At 35.5% G+C, this 17,813-nt stretch carries 15 protein-coding genes and 1 pseudogene; 2 read left to right on the forward strand and 14 right to left on the reverse strand.

The window, feature by feature from the left end:
- On the reverse strand, positions 1–1,390 hold a 1,390-nt coding region (locus tag EPJ89_RS02215; RefSeq protein WP_200548901.1), incomplete at its 3' end, for an Ig-like domain-containing protein.
- 452 nt (positions 1,391–1,842) lie between these two features.
- Between EPJ89_RS02215 and EPJ89_RS08755 the strand changes: the two are divergent.
- Positions 1,843–2,653: pseudogene (locus EPJ89_RS08755) on the forward strand (IS3 family transposase); the annotation flags it as partial.
- 247 nt (positions 2,654–2,900) lie between these two features.
- Here EPJ89_RS08755 and EPJ89_RS02225 read toward each other — a convergent pair.
- From EPJ89_RS02225 to EPJ89_RS02235, 3 genes are all read right to left on the reverse strand, one after another.
- Positions 2,901–3,518, reverse strand: a complete 618-nt coding sequence (locus EPJ89_RS02225) for a DUF421 domain-containing protein (RefSeq protein ID WP_003774597.1) — start codon at positions 3,516–3,518, stop codon at positions 2,901–2,903.
- Between the two features lie 10 nt (positions 3,519–3,528).
- Positions 3,529–3,789: a histidine kinase gene (locus tag EPJ89_RS02230; RefSeq protein ID WP_200548902.1), complete on the reverse strand. Its 261-nt coding sequence runs from the start codon at positions 3,787–3,789 to the stop codon at positions 3,529–3,531.
- 171 nt (positions 3,790–3,960) lie between these two features.
- A complete protein-coding gene (locus EPJ89_RS02235; RefSeq protein WP_244660791.1) occupies positions 3,961–5,829 on the reverse strand; it encodes a protein phosphatase 1 regulatory subunit 42 in 1,869 nt (622 codons plus the stop codon).
- An 824-nt stretch (positions 5,830–6,653) separates the two neighbouring features.
- Between EPJ89_RS02235 and EPJ89_RS02245 the strand changes: the two genes are divergently transcribed.
- Entirely contained in the window at positions 6,654–7,139 is a 486-nt protein-coding gene (locus tag EPJ89_RS02245; RefSeq protein WP_200548941.1) for an IS3 family transposase, read from the forward strand.
- Positions 7,140–7,222: 83 nt separating this feature from the next.
- Here the strand turns inward: EPJ89_RS02245 and EPJ89_RS02250 are convergent, their stop codons facing one another.
- From EPJ89_RS02250 to EPJ89_RS02295, 10 genes are all read right to left on the reverse strand, one after another.
- A complete protein-coding gene (locus EPJ89_RS02250) occupies positions 7,223–8,236 on the reverse strand; it encodes a nucleoside hydrolase (RefSeq protein WP_244660792.1) in 1,014 nt (337 codons plus the stop codon).
- The gene (locus tag EPJ89_RS02255) at positions 8,229–8,861 is read right to left on the reverse strand and encodes a YczE/YyaS/YitT family protein (protein WP_200548904.1); all 633 of its coding nucleotides are present in this window, start codon (positions 8,859–8,861) and stop codon (positions 8,229–8,231) included. The genes EPJ89_RS02250 and EPJ89_RS02255 overlap by 8 nt, the downstream gene beginning before the upstream one ends.
- On the reverse strand, positions 8,858–9,805 hold the full coding sequence (locus tag EPJ89_RS02260) for a nucleoside hydrolase (protein WP_161636731.1): 948 nt from the start codon (positions 9,803–9,805) through the stop codon (positions 8,858–8,860). Before EPJ89_RS02260 ends, EPJ89_RS02255 begins: the two co-directional genes overlap by 4 nt.
- Positions 9,783–10,751, reverse strand: coding sequence for an ABC transporter permease (locus tag EPJ89_RS02265; protein WP_161636732.1), 969 nt, complete (start codon positions 10,749–10,751; stop codon positions 9,783–9,785). Before EPJ89_RS02265 ends, EPJ89_RS02260 begins: the two co-directional genes overlap by 23 nt.
- Positions 10,751–11,848, reverse strand: a complete 1,098-nt coding sequence (locus tag EPJ89_RS02270) for an ABC transporter permease (protein ID WP_161636733.1) — start codon at positions 11,846–11,848, stop codon at positions 10,751–10,753. Before EPJ89_RS02270 ends, EPJ89_RS02265 begins: the two co-directional genes overlap by 1 nt.
- The gene (locus EPJ89_RS02275) at positions 11,835–13,388 is read right to left on the reverse strand and encodes an ABC transporter ATP-binding protein (RefSeq protein ID WP_200548905.1); all 1,554 of its coding nucleotides are present in this window, start codon (positions 13,386–13,388) and stop codon (positions 11,835–11,837) included. The genes EPJ89_RS02270 and EPJ89_RS02275 overlap by 14 nt, the downstream gene beginning before the upstream one ends.
- Before the next feature lie 38 nt (positions 13,389–13,426).
- The gene (locus tag EPJ89_RS02280) at positions 13,427–14,518 is read right to left on the reverse strand and encodes a BMP family lipoprotein (protein ID WP_123171023.1); all 1,092 of its coding nucleotides are present in this window, start codon (positions 14,516–14,518) and stop codon (positions 13,427–13,429) included.
- On the reverse strand, positions 14,515–15,417 hold the full coding sequence (locus tag EPJ89_RS02285; protein WP_161636736.1) for a ribokinase: 903 nt from the start codon (positions 15,415–15,417) through the stop codon (positions 14,515–14,517). Before EPJ89_RS02285 ends, EPJ89_RS02280 begins: the two co-directional genes overlap by 4 nt.
- 167 nt (positions 15,418–15,584) lie before the next feature.
- Complete coding sequence (locus tag EPJ89_RS02290; RefSeq protein ID WP_161636737.1) at positions 15,585–16,637, reverse strand: LacI family DNA-binding transcriptional regulator; 1,053 nt, start codon at positions 16,635–16,637, stop codon at positions 15,585–15,587.
- Positions 16,638–16,891: 254 nt separating this feature from the next.
- Positions 16,892–17,470, reverse strand: a complete 579-nt coding sequence (locus EPJ89_RS02295) for a plasmid pRiA4b ORF-3 family protein (protein WP_161636738.1) — start codon at positions 17,468–17,470, stop codon at positions 16,892–16,894.
- Between the last annotated feature and the right edge of the window lie 343 nt (positions 17,471–17,813).

A 17,813-nucleotide genomic window follows, 5' to 3' on the forward strand; every position in this document is an offset into this window, starting at 1 on the left:
CAATTTCTTTGCCGTTACCATCAGTAATGATGATTTCATCACCTGGGGTTCCTTTTCCAGTCACATTGGTTTCACCCGAGCCTGGCTTATTCACCGTTGGTTTATGGGCATCTTTATCGAGAACGGTTTCTTCTGCTGGTGTCCCTGCTTTCCCATCCGTTTGGGGTGTGATTGTAATCACTTCATTAGGTTCTAATGGTCGATCTGTTTTCACATCAAAGTTACCTTCCGAATCAACCGTACCTTTTCCAATTTCTTTGCCGTTACCATCAGTAATGATGATTTCATCACCTGGGGTTCCTTTTCCAGTCACATTGGTTTCACCCGAGCCTGGCTTATTCACCGTTGGTTTATGGGCATCTTTATCGAGAACGGTAGATTTCGTCTCCATACCCTCTATATCATTCGTATAAGGGATAACTTTGATTTCCTCATTGCCAATTAGAGGACGAGATACATTAATAGTGTAAGACCCATCATCATTGACAGTTGTTTCGCCAATATTTATTCCATTGCCATCTTTTAGAATTAATAAATCACCCGCGATTCCCTTACCTTTTACAATAATATCATTTTCTACTGGTTGTTCAATCGTTACTTTATGCTTCTCACGATTATAAACAACAACATTTTCTTTATTACCTTTAATGCCATTTGTAATAGGTTGACCTGTTATAATTTCGTCACCAATTAAAGGTCTATCTAATGTAATGTCGTAATCTCCATTTGAATCAACGACACCTTCACCGATTTTTTCTCCCGAAGAATCCGTGAATACAATTGTATCACCTGGAAATCCAGTTCCAATTATTTTCGTGTCTCCTGAACTAGCTGGATCAATCACAATATCATGTTTGGCTGCATCGTAGTCTTCAACATAATTATAAATCACTGTAATGTCTGATTTTCCAACTTTCCCAGATTTGACTCCGCTAACAGTTGTTTGTGAATATCCCTCGATTGGATAGTTTTCTAAAAAAATGTAGGACTGTGATTGGATTCCTTTTTGAGTCACAGCTGGCTTGATTTCTTTTCCATCACTCATAAATTTAGCTGTTACATTCACAAATTTTGGTATTCCTGCAAACCCTTTTCCATATGTATAAGCAATGTTGGAACCATCGTATCTAAATTTACCGTTATAGATGTTTCCAGTTCTGTTCTGATCAGGAGTATATTTGTACGTACCTGCCTTGTGATCAACATCAAGATTGGTTCTAGAATAGACTTTACGTTCAACATTGAGACTGGTGTTCGAGAACTCTACAGTTTCACCATAAGTTTTAGTACTTCTATTATAGGGCGTATACGCCAAAATACCGTTTTCTCGATTTATAGATAATATAATGTTAGATTGATTCTCATTTATTTCTGCAACTTCTATAGTCATATATTTCTCTATATTAGTATTATACCCGTTGGATTTATTAAAGTTTGGGTCCGTTAGAGTAATAATATCACCATCGCTCACTGTCGAAGCATTGATATTTGTAATAAAAGCATTACTTAAAATTAGTGTCAAAGAAAAAGCTATATGTAAAAATTTTTTCAACGTTTTTTTCATTGTTCCTCCTTAATGTACTCTATAAGATTAAGTTATTCTTTATTGCATATTCATAAACTTTATAAGTAGCCCCTCCCTTAATATAGCAACCTAAATCACTGAAAAACATGACATTACAAACCAATTCTATCAAACACATAAAATATATCGACTTATCTGCTGTGATATCACTATGATTTCGTTTTCATTCATCCTAAGTTCACAAACTGCTTTTAGAAACTTAAAGCAATGTTTTTACCTCAAATGAAAGAGAGCGTTTAATGGTATAGTGAAAATGTAACAACTCGATTCGTGATTACAAAAAAATTCCAACAACTCCCGAAGCAAAAAGCGAACTCGTATTGATGGAAGAGAACCGTAAACTCAAACAAAAACTCTCTGAATCCGCTAAGAAAATAGGCAAGTAATTTATGAATTCATTAATCAGTATAAGTGCCACTTTGGCTTATGTTAATTATTTTAGCAGTGTGGTGTTGATGCCGATGATTAATATAACTATCTCAATAATATCAGCAGTGATTATTATCAAAAGAAGAAATTGGTTTAAGATAGAATTAAAGATTTTTTCATTCAACAGGCGGCAAGGGATTAAACTTAGCAAGACCACAGTTCACAAATTTATAAATAGCTTCAGCCTACTGCGTACCGGCTAAGAATCATCTACGCTACATCGAAGGAACAAAGCACGAATTTTTCCCCAATCGCTTCAAGACTTAAATATTGAGCAACAGAAAACAGTTTAGTGTACTGATTTCACATATATGCAAGGTTTGAATGTAAAGTCTCAATACAACTGCAGTATTCTAGACCTCTCAGACCGAAGCATTATTAACCTAAAATGAACAACCAAAGGATTTAAGTCTTCAGAGTGATCAAGAAAGTCAATTTGCTTCATACAATTTCACAGAATTTTGTGTAGAAAATGAAGTGACTCAAAGTATGAGCAAAGGCGGATGCCCTTATGATAATGTAGGAATAGTGCGATTCTTTAGAACTTTGAAATTTGTGCTTATCAACCGTTACCAATTTAATAGTGACAAACAACTTGAAAATGCTATATCATAATATTTGTTTAGATGGTATGACTAGATTAGACCACATGCATCAAATGATTATAGAATTCCAAATGAAATTAGAAATACTTAAATCTATTTATCCACCTGAGTTATAAAAAAGTTTGACCACTACAACCATACGGGTACACTAAGATATAAAAAACCATCATCATATTCCTATGATGATGGTTTTGACTCTAAATATGTCGGGTAATCTCACCAACACTAATTTACAAAAAACCTCATTATAAAACATGCCATACAGATTGAACGTATAATAATCAATATTTGGTATAACGATATGTACCGTTAGTATACTCGCAAGAGCTTATTTCCTTCACATCTTGAATACCAATATCATTTAGTATAAATTCTTCCTTTAGGCCTGCCAGTTCAACTTCATTTTTATTAAACTTACCATCTGAAATTACCAAATAATTGAGTTCATCTACCTTCGATTCTATAAAAACAATCTGTCCATTTGGTAATAATTCTGCTTTGGAAATATTTGAGGTTGTTTGAATACCCTTCATTCGCATGCTGTAATAAAAATCTGCGACAGATAAATTTGATTTCTTAAGATTAGTTATTATAAAATTATCGTTATAATAAAGTAATATTGGTTCTCCATCAATAATTTTTCGAATTTTTTTTACCCAAGTTTTAATAAAATCAAGAATTTTAATGAAGCTTCCCCAAAGTACAAAAACTAATATAACGTCAAAAACGCCTATTTCTGAATTATATATAACACCACCAACGAGTCCACCGAGTACATAGTTGTTTATATGATCACTTGGACTGGTTGGTGAAATATTTCTTTTACCAAGTAATTTTGAAAAAACAAGGACAGAAAAAAAACTTACAATAAGCTTTAAAAACAGTTCGAAATAAAACATGATTTGTATTCTACTCACAACTAATAGCAATGTTAATTTTTGATAGACGTTCTACAGCGCTTAGAATGTGTTTTATTATTCGCTTTTGTATATCAAAGTATAACTCTGTCGCACAAAACTGTCCTTGATATTTTGGCGATACATCTTCTCTGAATTCACTACCTTGTAAATAAAATAGCCAATCAAAACTTTTAAAAATACTCTTAGACAATTTAATTGCAAACCATTTTTTTAAATAAAAATTGATTTTATAAAATATATTTTCTTTCATGACTACCTCTTTCAATATAAAAAATAAAAAAGATTCTTTATATCCTCTCAAGATCTTTAAACGCATGTACCTATATTTTTTTTTGCCAACACACGAAGCAATATTATGTATTACCTTTTTTTTGAAAAAAGTAGACAAGATTGATTACTTGTCTACCTTTGATTTAAGAGTTCAATTTCGATTTTTTCTAATACTTAATGGAGCTAACGATGTGAGCACTAACCCTATTCCAATTAAAAATAAATTGTTATTTGATAAACCTGTTGGAGGAAGTGCTGTCGGATTCGCAATACTGACGCTTAACTCCCACTGTGCTACATATACGGTATTTTCTGTAACAGTTTCAGACACTTTAGGACTCCAACCCTTAAAGCGATAACCCTTTCTTTGTGGCGTTCCTACATATTCAGGCGTTTGACTTCCTTCTTCAATACCTTTATACACCTGGTCTTTAAAACTGTTTTCATCTTGAATACCATCTCGGTACACTACTTCATATGTCTTTTTCACTTCAATATTCTTTTCCCACTGTGCTACATATACAGTATTTTCTGTAACAGTTTCGAATACTTCTGGACTCCAACCCTTAAAGCGATAACCCTCTCTTTGTGGCGTTCCAACATATGCAGGCGTTTGACTTCCTTCTTCAATACCTTTATACACCTGGTCTTTAAAACTGTTTTCATCTTGAATACCATCTCGGTACACTACTTCATATGTCTTTTTCACTTCAACATTCTTTTCCCACTGTGCTACATATACAGTATTTTCTGTAACACTTTCAGACACTTTAGGACTCCAACCCTTAAAGCGATAACCCTCTCTTTGTGGAGTTCCAACATATTTAGGGGTAACACTCCCTTCTTCAAGACCCTCATACACCTGGTCTTTAAAGCTGTTTTCATCTTGAATACCATCTCGGTACACAACTTTGAATACATCTCTTTTCACATTAGGTTTATCACTATAAATAAAAACTCTACCATAACTCTGATTATTTTGATCTTTTAGAGTTACTTCTAGAAAATCTTCGGAGAAGTTAATATTTTCTATTTCTTCAGCAGTAAACTCTACGATATTTTTACCCTCGTCATATTTACCAGCAGCAATATTGGTAAGCTTAAAATGGAACTTCTTGACTGCATTATCACTTACACTTGGTACTATGAACTGATTTAAATCAATATAATATTTATCATCGATGCCTTTTTCCATCTCTAATATTACTTTATTACGGTCCATGTCAAAATAAAGGCAACTCTCATCACACATAGTAAAAAGCGACAAATCAACGATTCCATTACCATAACTTTTATCAAAGTTTTCATTATTTATATCAAGCATTTTTAATTGCTTTAAAGATTCTATACCATCCATTTTTTTCAGATTATTTTGTGAAACTCTAAGATTTTTTAGATTCGGGAATACATCTAGACCTTCAAAACTCGTAAGATTATTTCCATGTAAATTTATATTACTCAAGTTTTGATTATTGTTTTTTAGCTTACTTAAATGATCATTTGTCAGATCTAACATTCTTAAGTCGATATTTACTAACGATGGCACTCCATCAATTGGAGCTAGAGCACTTGGATTCTCTATAAAAACAGGTGAGTAATTGTATCCAATAGACAACAAGGTTAGCACGGGTAATTGCTCAATTCCTGATATGCTCTCAATTGGCGATTCGACCACCATAAGGCTATCGAGCTCCTTGAAATTTTCTACTCCTTCAAAATTCTTTAGACTTTGTTTGCGTAGATAAATATTCTCTAATTTTCTAAGACTTGCAATCTCAAGAAAAGACTCCATATCAACTAATTCACCTACAGGTGGATTAAATGTCTTAATTTCATCTAACTGTGATTGTGAAACAACATCTGATGTTGTTAAAGATAATTTATCAGCAACAAATTGAGCAATAGAGGGTCTTTTAAACCACTCATTGATAGGTTTAGTCTCATCCGCAAAAGCGAAAATTGGTGAAATTAACAGACAAAACGAAAGCGTAAGTAAAAACAAACTATTTCTTTTTTTCATAATTTTCTCCTCATCAACTACTAACATGACTTCTAAAGCAATAATAAACATCGATACAAAATTTTTACCCCATTTATTAAAAATATTTATAACTTATAATTCTACGTTTATTGAGAATCCTACAGTAAAATATCACGCTCCTTATTTATCACTACCATAACACAAATCTTTTTTAACTAAATTTTATTTTCAGTTATATCACAATTTTTCAAGTATATTTCATCAAATCCATTAACTTGAGAACTAAAAAAACATCTTATTCACGACGATTAATTTATAGACAGAAAATCATAACAAATTTGGAAACTGACCACTGTTAATGGGACTCCACAAAAAAAGTATCCATCCACATGAAGTTAAATTGGAAGCAATTATGCTGAGAGAAGAAGAGTATCATGTTAAAGAAATTCAAAAATTACTTGATATGAAAAGTGAGTCACAAGTATATAAATGGTGGTATTGGTATCGAGATGGCTAACATCATAGACTTTCACAATCAATTGGGAAACAATATAGTAATGGATTGGGCCTCGAAGGATCTGCACCGAAGAATCTTTGATAATACTTAATGAAATTTTGGAGCAGCAAGTAAAGATACTCAATAAGCACAAGAAGATGGAAAGGAAGTGGTACGAGAAGTATTCCTATAACTTGTCGATGAATTTACGAGTATCATTTCAGTCAAATCAATACCAGAGCTCTTCAAAATTTCAAAATCAATTTATTATCGTTGGAAACAAACATCAGTAGAAACATGTCTTACTGAAAATGAAGAGATAGTAATTAAAATCTGTAAAGATACAACCTTCAACTCTGGCTATCGCATGATTATAGGGATACTTAAAAGAGATGGATATCCTATTGGAAAGAACACGGTTCAAAGAATTATGCAACGTTTCAATCTTCAGTGTCGCGTTAAGCAAAAACGTCAAAATCTCTATAGAGGAAAAGAAGCTCTTGTCGCGAATAATGTTATGAATCGAAATTTCAAAGCAATGCGTCTATTAGAAAAGCTATCCACAGATATTGCCTATCTTCATTGGGGAGAAACTAATTTGTACTTGTCTTCGATTATGAATTTATATGAAGGCCACATTATCACTTATACACTTGGAACAATTCAAGATATTGAATTTGTGTCAAATACAGCCAATCAACTCCCAGAGATTATGAGTGAGTGCACAATTCAAATAATCAAGATTCGGTCTATACATCGTGTATACACCAAACATCACAACAACACTCGAATTCAAGCAAAACTGGGATTCATGTCTCCGGTACAATACCGCGAGTCACAAATCCCAGTTTAATTTTTTTATTAGAGTCCCACTATGTGTGGACTCTCACTTTAGCACCAGTCTTTTTTGAGAATCATTCTATTCTTAGAGTTTAATTACAAATGAGAATCATTTATGATTGTGTCAATAAACAGTTTCATAAACGCTCTCCCATTGACAGATTTTGCTATGCGAACATTGCGATATTCTTTCAATGGATTGTGCATAATTTGCTTACCAAAGTAAGCGACGGTTGCACCGCGTGCCAAAGTCCCTTCCAATTCAACATCAACATGAACGGGTTCAGAATAAGTACACAAGTGTGGGTGTGCAACCAACGATAGCGTGATGATATCATCCATAGGGAATCCAGATAAATCAAAGAACTCACGCCAAATATCAATATATACTGGAAATTTGTGAATCATGTATTCGATTACATCATTACGTTTTCCATACGTTTCAAGATCGTATAAATCATCTCTTGATAGCATCGACGCTGCGAAATCATTGTTTTCACAGATATCGAGTGGGACTAAAATGATGTCATCGATGTCTGAATTAAGCACGATCTTTGCGGCCTCAGGATCTGCCCAAATATTGTACTCAGATAAAGGTGTGATGTTCCCAGCAATTTCAAAATTACCGCCAAGTGCAATCACTTGTTTGATCTTCGATGCAATTTCCGGGCATTTTTGTAAAGCAACGCCGAGATTTGTCATTGGTCCTGTCGTCACAATCGTAATTTCATTCGGATTGTTTTTCACTGTATCAATGATATAATCCACAGCATTCATCACTTCTGCTTCTTGAAGTGGTTTTGTTTGCGCTTCATTGAAGCGATCCAAACGTGAACCCAACTTATCACGAAGTAACTCATGAAAGTTTACAGGGTCACCGTGTTCACTCGAAACGGGTTTCATTGGTTGCGCCATACCAGCATACACAGGAATCTGACGGTGTGTAAGGGCAACCGTATTGAGTGCAACCCATGTAGCCTGTTCAATATCACCACTTGCACCACACACTGTCGTGATCGCCTCAAGATGTGTATGTGGGTCCAAGACGCCAAAGATTACAGCTAAAATGTCATCACCAACAGAATCTATATCCAATATTACTCTATTCATCATATTCACCTATTATCCTATCTACCATCTCATTGGTATGGGGTCTTAAGAATTGTACAATCGGGCCCGTCATAACAACTGCCACGATGGTACCAACGCCTGCTGTCCCGCCCAAAAAATAACCTACAATAACCAAGGTTAAATCACCAATAATACGAACCATACGATAAGCAACACCACTTTTATCCGAAATAATTTCGGAAATCAAATCAACTGCACCGACACCTAAATTAGCACGGATGTAAATGGGGATTCCCGATGCCATAATCCCACATCCGATAATCATCAATACCATCCGAATACCAACTGAAAAATCTGATGGTAAAATCCCCATTAAGATTGTGTTGGTAAAATCTGCTGTGTATCCGATTAAAAAAATCGCTAAAAAAGATGAAATGTTAATAAACTTGCGATCAATAATGAAAACGATGGTTAGAATAACCAGATTCATCAAAGCGGATGCATCTCCATAACGGATCCCAAGTTGTTTGGCGAGACCCAGTTGAAAAACACTTGCTGGGTCAACACCTAATTGACTAAAAATAAAGATTCCGACACCGATTCCTGAAATCATTAATCCAATTGCTGCAATTAAGATACGTATCGGTAGTTTTTTATGTTTCATAATCGACTCATTGCCTTAAAGAAGTTTTCAACGTAGACTTCTCGGTTGACACCCTTTAAGAATTTGACATTTTGGGGGCGTTTTACGCCAAAGATTTTTTCTTGATAGTTAATCGTATCCACTACAGTCATTCCGTAGGTTAACGTTCCTTGTGTTTCAACATCCACATTACATTGAATGGATTCAAATATTTCAGGATGAACAAGTGCTCCAATTACAGTTGGATCATGGAGTGTGCAACCTGGAAAGCCTTCAACCTCATAATGATATTTACTGAAATAATCAATCAACTCCGCTGCGAATACAGATCCTTTATTTCCTTGGACTCTTAATATTTCATTTTCCTCGCGTGTCACGTAAGCTTTTTGCGTAACATCTAAACCAGCCATTAAAATTTCAATCTCACTGTTGAAGACAACTTTTGCAGCTTCAGCGTCTGCCCAGATATTATACTCAGCAGCTGGCGTATAGTTTCCAACCGTTCCACCACCCATCAACGCGATCAATTCTATCTTGTCCATTAAATCAGGTCTCATACGTAAAACCAATGCAATATTCGTTAAAGGTCCTAGAGGAACCAATGTAATTGGCTCCTTGCTTGCTTCAAGAGTACGAATTATAAATGAAACAGCATCCTCTTTAATTGGATCAAAACCACGTTCAGGAAGTTCGGGTCCTTCAAGTCCCGAATCCCCATGTACTAATTCACCACCAATTTCCAAATTACGTACAAGGGGTTGGCTCATACCGACCGCAACCGGAATCTCATGATGTCCTAATAAGGTTAGAATACGAAGTGTGTTTTCTGTAACCTTACTTAACGTTTGATTTCCTGCTACCGTAGTAATACCTAATATATCTAATTCAGGTGATGCAAGTGCCCACATAATGGCCATTGCATCATCGTGACCTGGATCACAATCAATAATTATTTTGCGTTTCATGCTTAATGCTCCCTTCAAGTGCTAATCTCATTTTTTTCTTTTCATTTTCGCGTTTAACACGAATACTAAATACTACCAGTCCAACAACAGACACAACATAAGGAATCATTTGAACCAATTCCGTTGGAATGGAGGTTAATTGTAAAGCGTAAGACCATGCTTCTGCGAAAGCAAAGAGAATTGCCGCTAAGCTTGCGCCAAGAGGTGTTGATTTACCCATTGCATCAGCTGCCATCGCAATAAATCCGCGACCTGCTAGCATGTCTTTCGAAAACCAACTTACATAGCCCATTGACATGTAAGCACCGGCGATTCCACCTAAAATTCCACTAATGGCAAGTGCAATCATTTTTGTTTTAAAAACACTTTGACCTACGGACTCCAAAGATTGCGGTGCCTCTCCTGCTGCACGTATTCGAAGTCCCATTGGTGTTTTATAAAGCAAAATCCATACTGCAATAATAGCAATCACCGCAATATAAGCAACCACATTATGTCCCGAAAATATCGTACTCAATATAGGGATATCCTTAATGATGGGGATATTTATATTTGGTAGTACCCCTGAATTTAAGGAACTGGTTGTTCCCTTATCTCCTGTGATCGAATACATAAAGAAGATGGTTCCACCGGAAGCCATGGCATTAAAAGTAATAAACGTTAATGCACTGTCCGTTTTGAGTTTCAGTGAAACATATCCAATAAATAGTGATGCTAGGATTCCCGTGATGACAGCAATTAGGAGTCCAAACCAAGGTCCAAACCCAAATGCACTGGATAATACAGCGACAAGTGCAGATGTAAGCATTACTCCTTCAAGTCCAATATTTGTAATTCCAGCATTTGAAGTGATAACCGCTCCCATAGTCGCAAGCAATAACGGAGTCGCAACACGAATAATGGTATCGTAAAATGAAGTGGTAAAGATCATTTGAATGTATTCCATTATGCAACCTCCTTATTTAATTCGCGTGTAGAAATATCAACGGTCATCTTATGACGCCATTTAGCAAGGAATGCGTTTGCGGCAATAAGGATGATTAAAATGCCTTCAATAATTGCGACAATTTCTGGTGCTACACCGGATTGGCGATACATATAGTCAGCACCAATACGGATGTAGGAAACAAAGATTGCCGCTAGAGGAATAAATTTTGGATTGCCTTTAGCAATAATATTTAAAACAACACCATCAAAACCAAATCCTGGCAATGCCATCCATTGAAAACGCGTATACAAACCAAGCATTTCAACGCCACCACCAAGTCCTGCAACAAATCCTCCAACAAGTTGAGCTAACATGATAATGTGTGGTGTATTCATTCCTACACTTTTCGCAAATTCTTCATTGTTACCAGTAACTGTAATTTTATAGCCCCATTTTGTTTTATTAATAAAGAAGTTAACCGCAATCACGAAGATTGCGACAATCACGATTCCTAGATGAAGACGTGTGTTTTTTAAGAGTACAGGTAACCCGACTCCGTCCTGGAATGGATAGGATGCCGCATAGGCAGAATTAATATCCCGAATATAATGATTGAAGAGATACGTTCCAAAATATAAAATAATCGTATTTAACATGATGGATACAACCAATTCACTGACATTCCATTTAACTTTTAGATATCCTGGAATTGCGGTTATAATACTTCCGACTAACCCAGCACTTAATATTGCTACGATTGTCACAAAGATTGGATGACCACCCATAAAAATGGCAATGGTTGCTGCAACCAAAGAACCAAAATAAAGTGCGCCTTCAGCTGCTAAGTTAAACTGATTGGCTCTAAACATAACACTCACTGCTAAACCTGCAAATGTGAGCGGAATTGCTTTTTCAATAACCGTACTAAAGCGACGTACAGATGTTAGTGGACCAATAATTAAATCAATAATGGCTTGCACTGGATGGGGTGTAAACATTGCTAGAATTCCAAACGAAGCACCAAATGCAATAACAACAGCAATCAAGAGTCTTACAATTTCAAACTTACGCAGAAATTTATCCATTTTTGTTCGTTTCATTTTAATTTTCTGCATGATCTTGCCCTCCTTGGTTTTGTTGTGTTTTTACCCCTAACATGTAATATCCGAGTTCTTCTTCAGTGAGTGTTTTTGTATCATCGAAATATGCGTTAAGCTTTCCTGAGTACATAACTGCAACACTATCGCTGAGTTCTAATATTTCATTCAAATCTGCGGAAATCAAAATAATTGCTTTGCCTTGATCTCTTAATTCAATAATCTTCCGGCGTAAAAGTTCTGATGCTCCAGCATCAATACCACGCGTTGGTTGGTTTGCTATAATAACTGTTGATTCATCCAATAATTCACGAGCGGCTACAACTTTTTGCATATTTCCACCTGATAACATTAAAATTGAACGATTGATTGAGTCGGTGACAATTTCAAACTCTTTAACCAATTCTTGAGCGTGATGGTTCATTTTATGACGATCAAGAATGATATTTCCTTTTTTTGTAAACGACTCAATCCGATTGGTAAACATATTATCTACAATCGACATGTGGGGTGCGGTTCCTGTCTTGAGGCGATCTTCCGAAATAATACTTAAACCACAATCGCGAATCGCTTTTGGTGTATAGTTTTCAGGTTCTTTACCATTAATCGTAAAGGAACCCTCTTGCATCGTTGTCATTCCACTCAAAATATCCGACAATTCTGATTGACCATTTCCTTCAACACCTGCAACACCTAGAATTTGTCCAGCATAGACATCCAATGAGACATGATCTACAACGCGCTTTCCAATATCATTAATTGCAACTAAATTTCGGGCAGATAAACAGACATCTCCGCGTTCCATCGGTTTTTTTTCAATTTTCAATACAACATCGCGTCCGACCATATTTTTTGAGATATCCTCAACGCTGGTATCACAAATATTTTTAGAGACAACTGTACGACCATGACGCATGATTGTCACACGATCACACAGTTCCATAATCTCATTCAATTTATGTGATATAAATACAATGGTATGTCCTTGATTTTTTAACATCTTTAATTGTTGAAATAGCTCTGTCGTTTCTTGTGGAGTGAGTACTGCCGTTGGCTCATCGAGAATTAGAATTTTCGCACCACGAACCAACGCTTTAAGGATTTCCGTTTTTTGTTTAACACCCACGGATACATCCTGTACTTTTTTTGTAATATCGATATTAAACTGATATTTTTCATTATATTCACGCGCAAGACTAAGCATCTCTTTTTCATCGAGAAATAATTTTCCACGTGTTGGCTCATCGCCAAGGACAATATTTTCAGCAATCGTGAGTGATTCAACCAACATAAAATGTTGGTGAACCATCCCGATCCCTAAATCGATTGCTTTTTTAGAGTTTTCAATCGTAACCGCTTCTCCATTAAGTGTTATCGTACCACTATCTGGACGTTCCATTCCAAAGAGAATCTTCATCAATGTTGATTTACCAGCGCCATTTTCTCCAATTAAGGCATGAATTTCATTGGTCATTAATCTCAAATTTACATCTTTATTTGCGACAACACCATTGGGGTAAACTTTCAATACATTCTCTACATTTAGTAATTCTTGCATAATAACCTCCATACCTAAGAATTGAGTTGCATCAATTCTTAAGGTGCAACACTTGTTTTAATGCTATTTAAAATTTCTGTAGACATACCGATTGCAGTACTTACTTCGATTTCACCTGCAACAATTTTTTGTTCAATTTCTTCAAGGGCAGCAATCGTTTCCGGCTTCATGCTTGATGTGAAGACATCATTTTTAGCCAATCCCACAGCTCCCTCTTTAACACCTAATTGTTCAGCTGTTCCTAGTGGTAGTTTATCTTCTTGATGAAGTTTCACTGAGTTAAATAGAACATCTCCGACACGTTTCACCATCGAGGAAATAATGATATCTGCAATATCTTGTTTATTGTTATTGCTATACATTGCAGATTGGTCACTATCCACACCAATGATATATTTGTTTGTCTCACGAGCAGCTTCAATGGTACCCAATCCTGTAGGACCTGCTGCTGGGAATATAACATCAACACCTTTATTAGCTAATGCAATTCCTAACTCTTTTCCTTTAGCAGGGTCGTAGTAGTCACCCGCATATGTTGCGACAACTTTAATGTCTTCATTTACATATTTAGCACCTTCAATGTAACCAACTAAGAAGTCGTTAATTGGAGGAATATCCATTCCACCCAAGAAGCCAATCATCGGTTTTTCATCAGCATTTGGTAATTCAGTAGTCATATAAGCACCCAAAGCACCTGCTAAGAACGAACCTTCATTTTGTTTAAAGGTTGCTGAATATACATTGTCTAAGTTTCCTTTACTGTAATCGACCGCGTTATCAATTAAGATAAATGTTTTATCTGGATATTGTGGTGCAATTTGTTGAATTGGATCAACCATTGACGGTGATACCGCAATAATAATTTTTGCTTTTTCTTCAGCAGCATCCGCTAGAGCTGGTTCCCATTTTGATTCGTCAGACCCTGTTTCAATAACTTGAATTGGTAATCCCAAATCTTTTTCAACGCGTTTCATTCCTTCATTAGCGGAGTCAAAGAAACCAAGGTCACCCAAGTTTCCATTAACAATCAAGATTACGCCATCTTCTGAAGCGGAATCCGTTGTGGAACTACATCCCACAGTCACAAGTAATAACACAGCTGCAAACAAAATTAATTTAAACTTTTTCATCGTTTTTCTCCTTTGAATGATGTTAACTGAGCTAAATCTTTATAATAGGGTATTGATGGTGCCGCTCCATAACGACTAACACACAATGCTGCGGCCTTTGATGCATCGTTTAATACATCTTGAATTGGTTTGTTGCGACTCATACCCGCTACAAAATATCCTGCAAACGTATCCCCAGCTCCGGTTGTATCGACAGCCTTGGTTTGAAAAGCAGTCTGCTCGATGATGCTTCCTTCATAGAGACACACACTTCCTTTGCTCCCAAGCGTTAGTACACAATTTAGATCTGGATACTTCGCTTTAAATGTATCTAGAATGGCTTCCGTTTCCGTGCAACCACTCATCATTTCTGCCTCAACTTGGTTCATAATCAACCAGCTGATTTTATTCAAATCAATTTGCTTTAGACTTTCAGTAAGGGGGGACGGATTAAGAACAATGGTCATTCCACGTTTGTGTGCTTCATTGACCACGTACTCCAACTCACTGATTTCATTTTGTAAAACAAGCATGGTTTCTTGATCAAACTGAGTTAAGACATTATCAATATACTCGCGATCCACGCTTCCATTCGAACCGCTGTAAACGATAATGCAGTTTTCTCCAATTTCATCAACCTGAATGATTGCATGCCCTTGCAAGATATCATCCATCTTGACCAAATGTACATCAACTTCGTTCTCTTCTAAATATTCTTTAAGTACATTCCCTCCATTTCCTAAAATTCCAGCATGGCAGACATCAATGCCCGCACGCCTCATTGCAATTGACTGATTTAACCCTTTACCACCCGGATTCACTTCCAATTTTCTGACATCCTTGGTTTCTCCAGGTTGTACAAACCGGTCAAGATAGTAAACATTGTCAATATTCATTGAACCAAAATTAAGGACTTTCATTGTAATCTCCTATTCAATCAAATCGAACGTCTTCGACATTAAGTTAAACGTTTAACTTAATTTAAAACTAGTATAGTTAATAATGTAAGCGTTGTCAACGCTATTTGAGTTTTTTCTAGAAATCGCTTACATTATTTGTACCATCGACCTCCATAAAAAAAATGATGCTAAGCATCATTTTTCATTTCTTGATTAAAATCAATTACACTATCTCGTTCATATAACTTCGGTTTCAATACTAAGCGTTCAACGAAGTCCTTCTCTTCAATCATCCGAATCATAATCTCAATCGTACTTTTTGCCATAGCATCAACATTCAAATCAATCGATGTAATGCCTTCTGAAATATAATCATTCATCTCAAGATTATCAAAACCCACAATCGAAATATCTTGTGGAATGCGATATCCTAAAGCCTCAGCACGTTTTTTGAACCCATAAGCATTTAAATCATTTGAAGCAACAACTGCAGTAATGTTCTGTTTAAGTAATACTTCGGCAGCATCATAACCAGTTTTAAAATCAAAACCTCCAAAAAAAACCTTTGACTCGTCATAATCTAATTTGTAATCAAGCATCGCTTCTCGGTAGCCTTCATGTCGAAAATAGCCATTCAAAGACGTTTCTCGAGTTGAGATAAAACCAATATTTTGATGACCCTTCTTGATACAATGTACTGTCGCTATGTATGTACCTAATTTATTATCGAATACAACTTGACTCCCTTTATAATCTTTTAATGATCGATCAATTGTGATGGTCGGAATATTCGCCCTTTCTATCATTCGGTTTATTTGTTTTTCATGTCCATACGAATTGGCAGATGCCGCAAGAATGATACCATCCATATTTCTGCGAAAGAGCGAATCAAACAATTTTATATCATTCTCGTAGTGTTCATCTGCATTAACCATAAGCACTGTGTAATTATAAGCTCTCGCTAATGTCTCGATTTTTTTTGCTAGGTTTGCGAAAAACGGATTTGAAAGATCCGGTATGATTAACCCCAAAGCAAATGTTTTATGTTGCACGAGGCTTCTCGCTGCCATATTGGGTGTATAATTAAGTGATTTCGCCAAATCAATGATTTGTCGTTTTGTTTCAGTTGAAAACCGTTTGGTATCCGGATCTTTCAGTATAATGGATACTGTTGCCACAGATACGCCTGCAATTTCAGCAATATCCTTGAGCCGTGTTCTCTTGTAATTATCTTTTGTCATAGCGCCCCATCCCTTATATCATATCTCCTTCTATTATACCTTATTAAAATAAAATGCAAATAATCCTTTTATCTTCTTATGTAATGCATATCGAATATTGGCTTATGAATCATTATAATTGTGTTGCATTTTCAATTAAATATTTTGCTTCATACATTTTTATTTATAAAAACACCGCACCATTACTGGTACGGTTGAAAAATAAATTCAACTAAAGTCTTTAACGACATTTCCGACGACTTTATTTCTTATGATTAATGTAGTATTTTATGATTAGTTTTAGTGTTATTTAATATTTCGCTTAATTTTTCATTCATCCGTGTAACATTTATTGTATCTGTTGGTGAATATTCAATCATAGCCAACCATTCCAAGATATTTTTGACTTCTTCTTCATCTCCGGAAATTAAGGTATTGTTGAGATATTCATATCCGCCTACTCCCCCGACATCCTCTGGAGGGCACACACCCTCCGCTTCAATAACCGTTGCGGAAGTATCATATTGTTCGACAATTTCACTAATCACGATATCATGATCCCACCAATCACCAAAATCGTATATATAACGTAAATTCTTCGTTTTATTGTATACATCGCGTATTTGAATGCTAGCGGCATCGATTTCCATTGTGGAACTATCACCTTCAAAAAAACCTACGATTTTCATGTCATTTGGTAAAACGAACTCATATAGATGAGCGTTATTCCATCCCATAGCAGTTTGGATAACGAGATGGAGTTCATACATTGTTAAATCTGCATCAACCACAACTTTACGATAACAACGCTCTTTCATTCCTGTCAGTTCAATAACCACTAAGTACTGATTCATTTTATGCACCTCTTTTAAATTTAGTATATCATACACACTGATAATTATTAATATGTTTTAGTAGTGTTCATGTTTAGGAAATCAATAGAGCATAAACTTAAATATTTTCTTTATGTCTAGAGATAGAGAATAGGATATTGTGATGTAGCATTTCTCAAATGATAACAGAAAAGAATCACATGTCTTTCTATAAATAATGAAGTCCAAAATTTAACGACTTTGAATTAATCTAAAATCAAATGCTTCCAACCAGATAGATCGTTTTTATTCCTAAAAATGGTAGTATTAATATATTTCTGAATGTTTTTGAGTTTGATAGATCTATTTATAAAGAGGAGTTCGC

This window comes from Erysipelothrix sp. strain 2 (EsS2-6-Brazil) (genome assembly GCF_016617625.1).
Lineage (GTDB): Bacteria > Bacillota_I > Bacilli_A > Erysipelotrichales > Erysipelotrichaceae > Erysipelothrix > Erysipelothrix piscisicarius.

What these genes read in the sequence shown, in the direction of transcription:
- EPJ89_RS02225 (WP_003774597.1), bottom strand. Translation starts at nt 3,518, where the DNA reads ATGTTTTATTTCGAACTGTTTTTAAAGCTTATTGTAAGTTTTTTTTCT.
- EPJ89_RS02230 (WP_200548902.1), bottom strand. Translation starts at nt 3,789, where the DNA reads ATGAAAGAAAATATATTTTATAAAATCAATTTTTATTTAAAAAAATGG.
- EPJ89_RS02235 (WP_244660791.1), bottom strand. Translation starts at nt 5,829, where the DNA reads ATGAAAAAAAGAAATAGTTTGTTTTTACTTACGCTTTCGTTTTGTCTG.
- EPJ89_RS02245 (WP_200548941.1), top strand. Translation starts at nt 6,654, where the DNA reads ATGATTATAGGGATACTTAAAAGAGATGGATATCCTATTGGAAAGAAC.
- EPJ89_RS02250 (WP_244660792.1), bottom strand. Translation starts at nt 8,236, where the DNA reads ATGAATAGAGTAATATTGGATATAGATTCTGTTGGTGATGACATTTTA.
- EPJ89_RS02255 (WP_200548904.1), bottom strand. Translation starts at nt 8,861, where the DNA reads ATGAAACATAAAAAACTACCGATACGTATCTTAATTGCAGCAATTGGA.
- EPJ89_RS02260 (WP_161636731.1), bottom strand. Translation starts at nt 9,805, where the DNA reads ATGAAACGCAAAATAATTATTGATTGTGATCCAGGTCACGATGATGCA.
- EPJ89_RS02265 (WP_161636732.1), bottom strand. Translation starts at nt 10,751, where the DNA reads ATGGAATACATTCAAATGATCTTTACCACTTCATTTTACGATACCATT.
- EPJ89_RS02270 (WP_161636733.1), bottom strand. Translation starts at nt 11,848, where the DNA reads ATGCAGAAAATTAAAATGAAACGAACAAAAATGGATAAATTTCTGCGT.
- EPJ89_RS02275 (WP_200548905.1), bottom strand. Translation starts at nt 13,388, where the DNA reads ATGCAAGAATTACTAAATGTAGAGAATGTATTGAAAGTTTACCCCAAT.
- EPJ89_RS02280 (WP_123171023.1), bottom strand. Translation starts at nt 14,518, where the DNA reads ATGAAAAAGTTTAAATTAATTTTGTTTGCAGCTGTGTTATTACTTGTG.
- EPJ89_RS02285 (WP_161636736.1), bottom strand. Translation starts at nt 15,417, where the DNA reads ATGAAAGTCCTTAATTTTGGTTCAATGAATATTGACAATGTTTACTAT.
- EPJ89_RS02290 (WP_161636737.1), bottom strand. Translation starts at nt 16,637, where the DNA reads ATGACAAAAGATAATTACAAGAGAACACGGCTCAAGGATATTGCTGAA.
- EPJ89_RS02295 (WP_161636738.1), bottom strand. Translation starts at nt 17,470, where the DNA reads ATGAATCAGTACTTAGTGGTTATTGAACTGACAGGAATGAAAGAGCGT.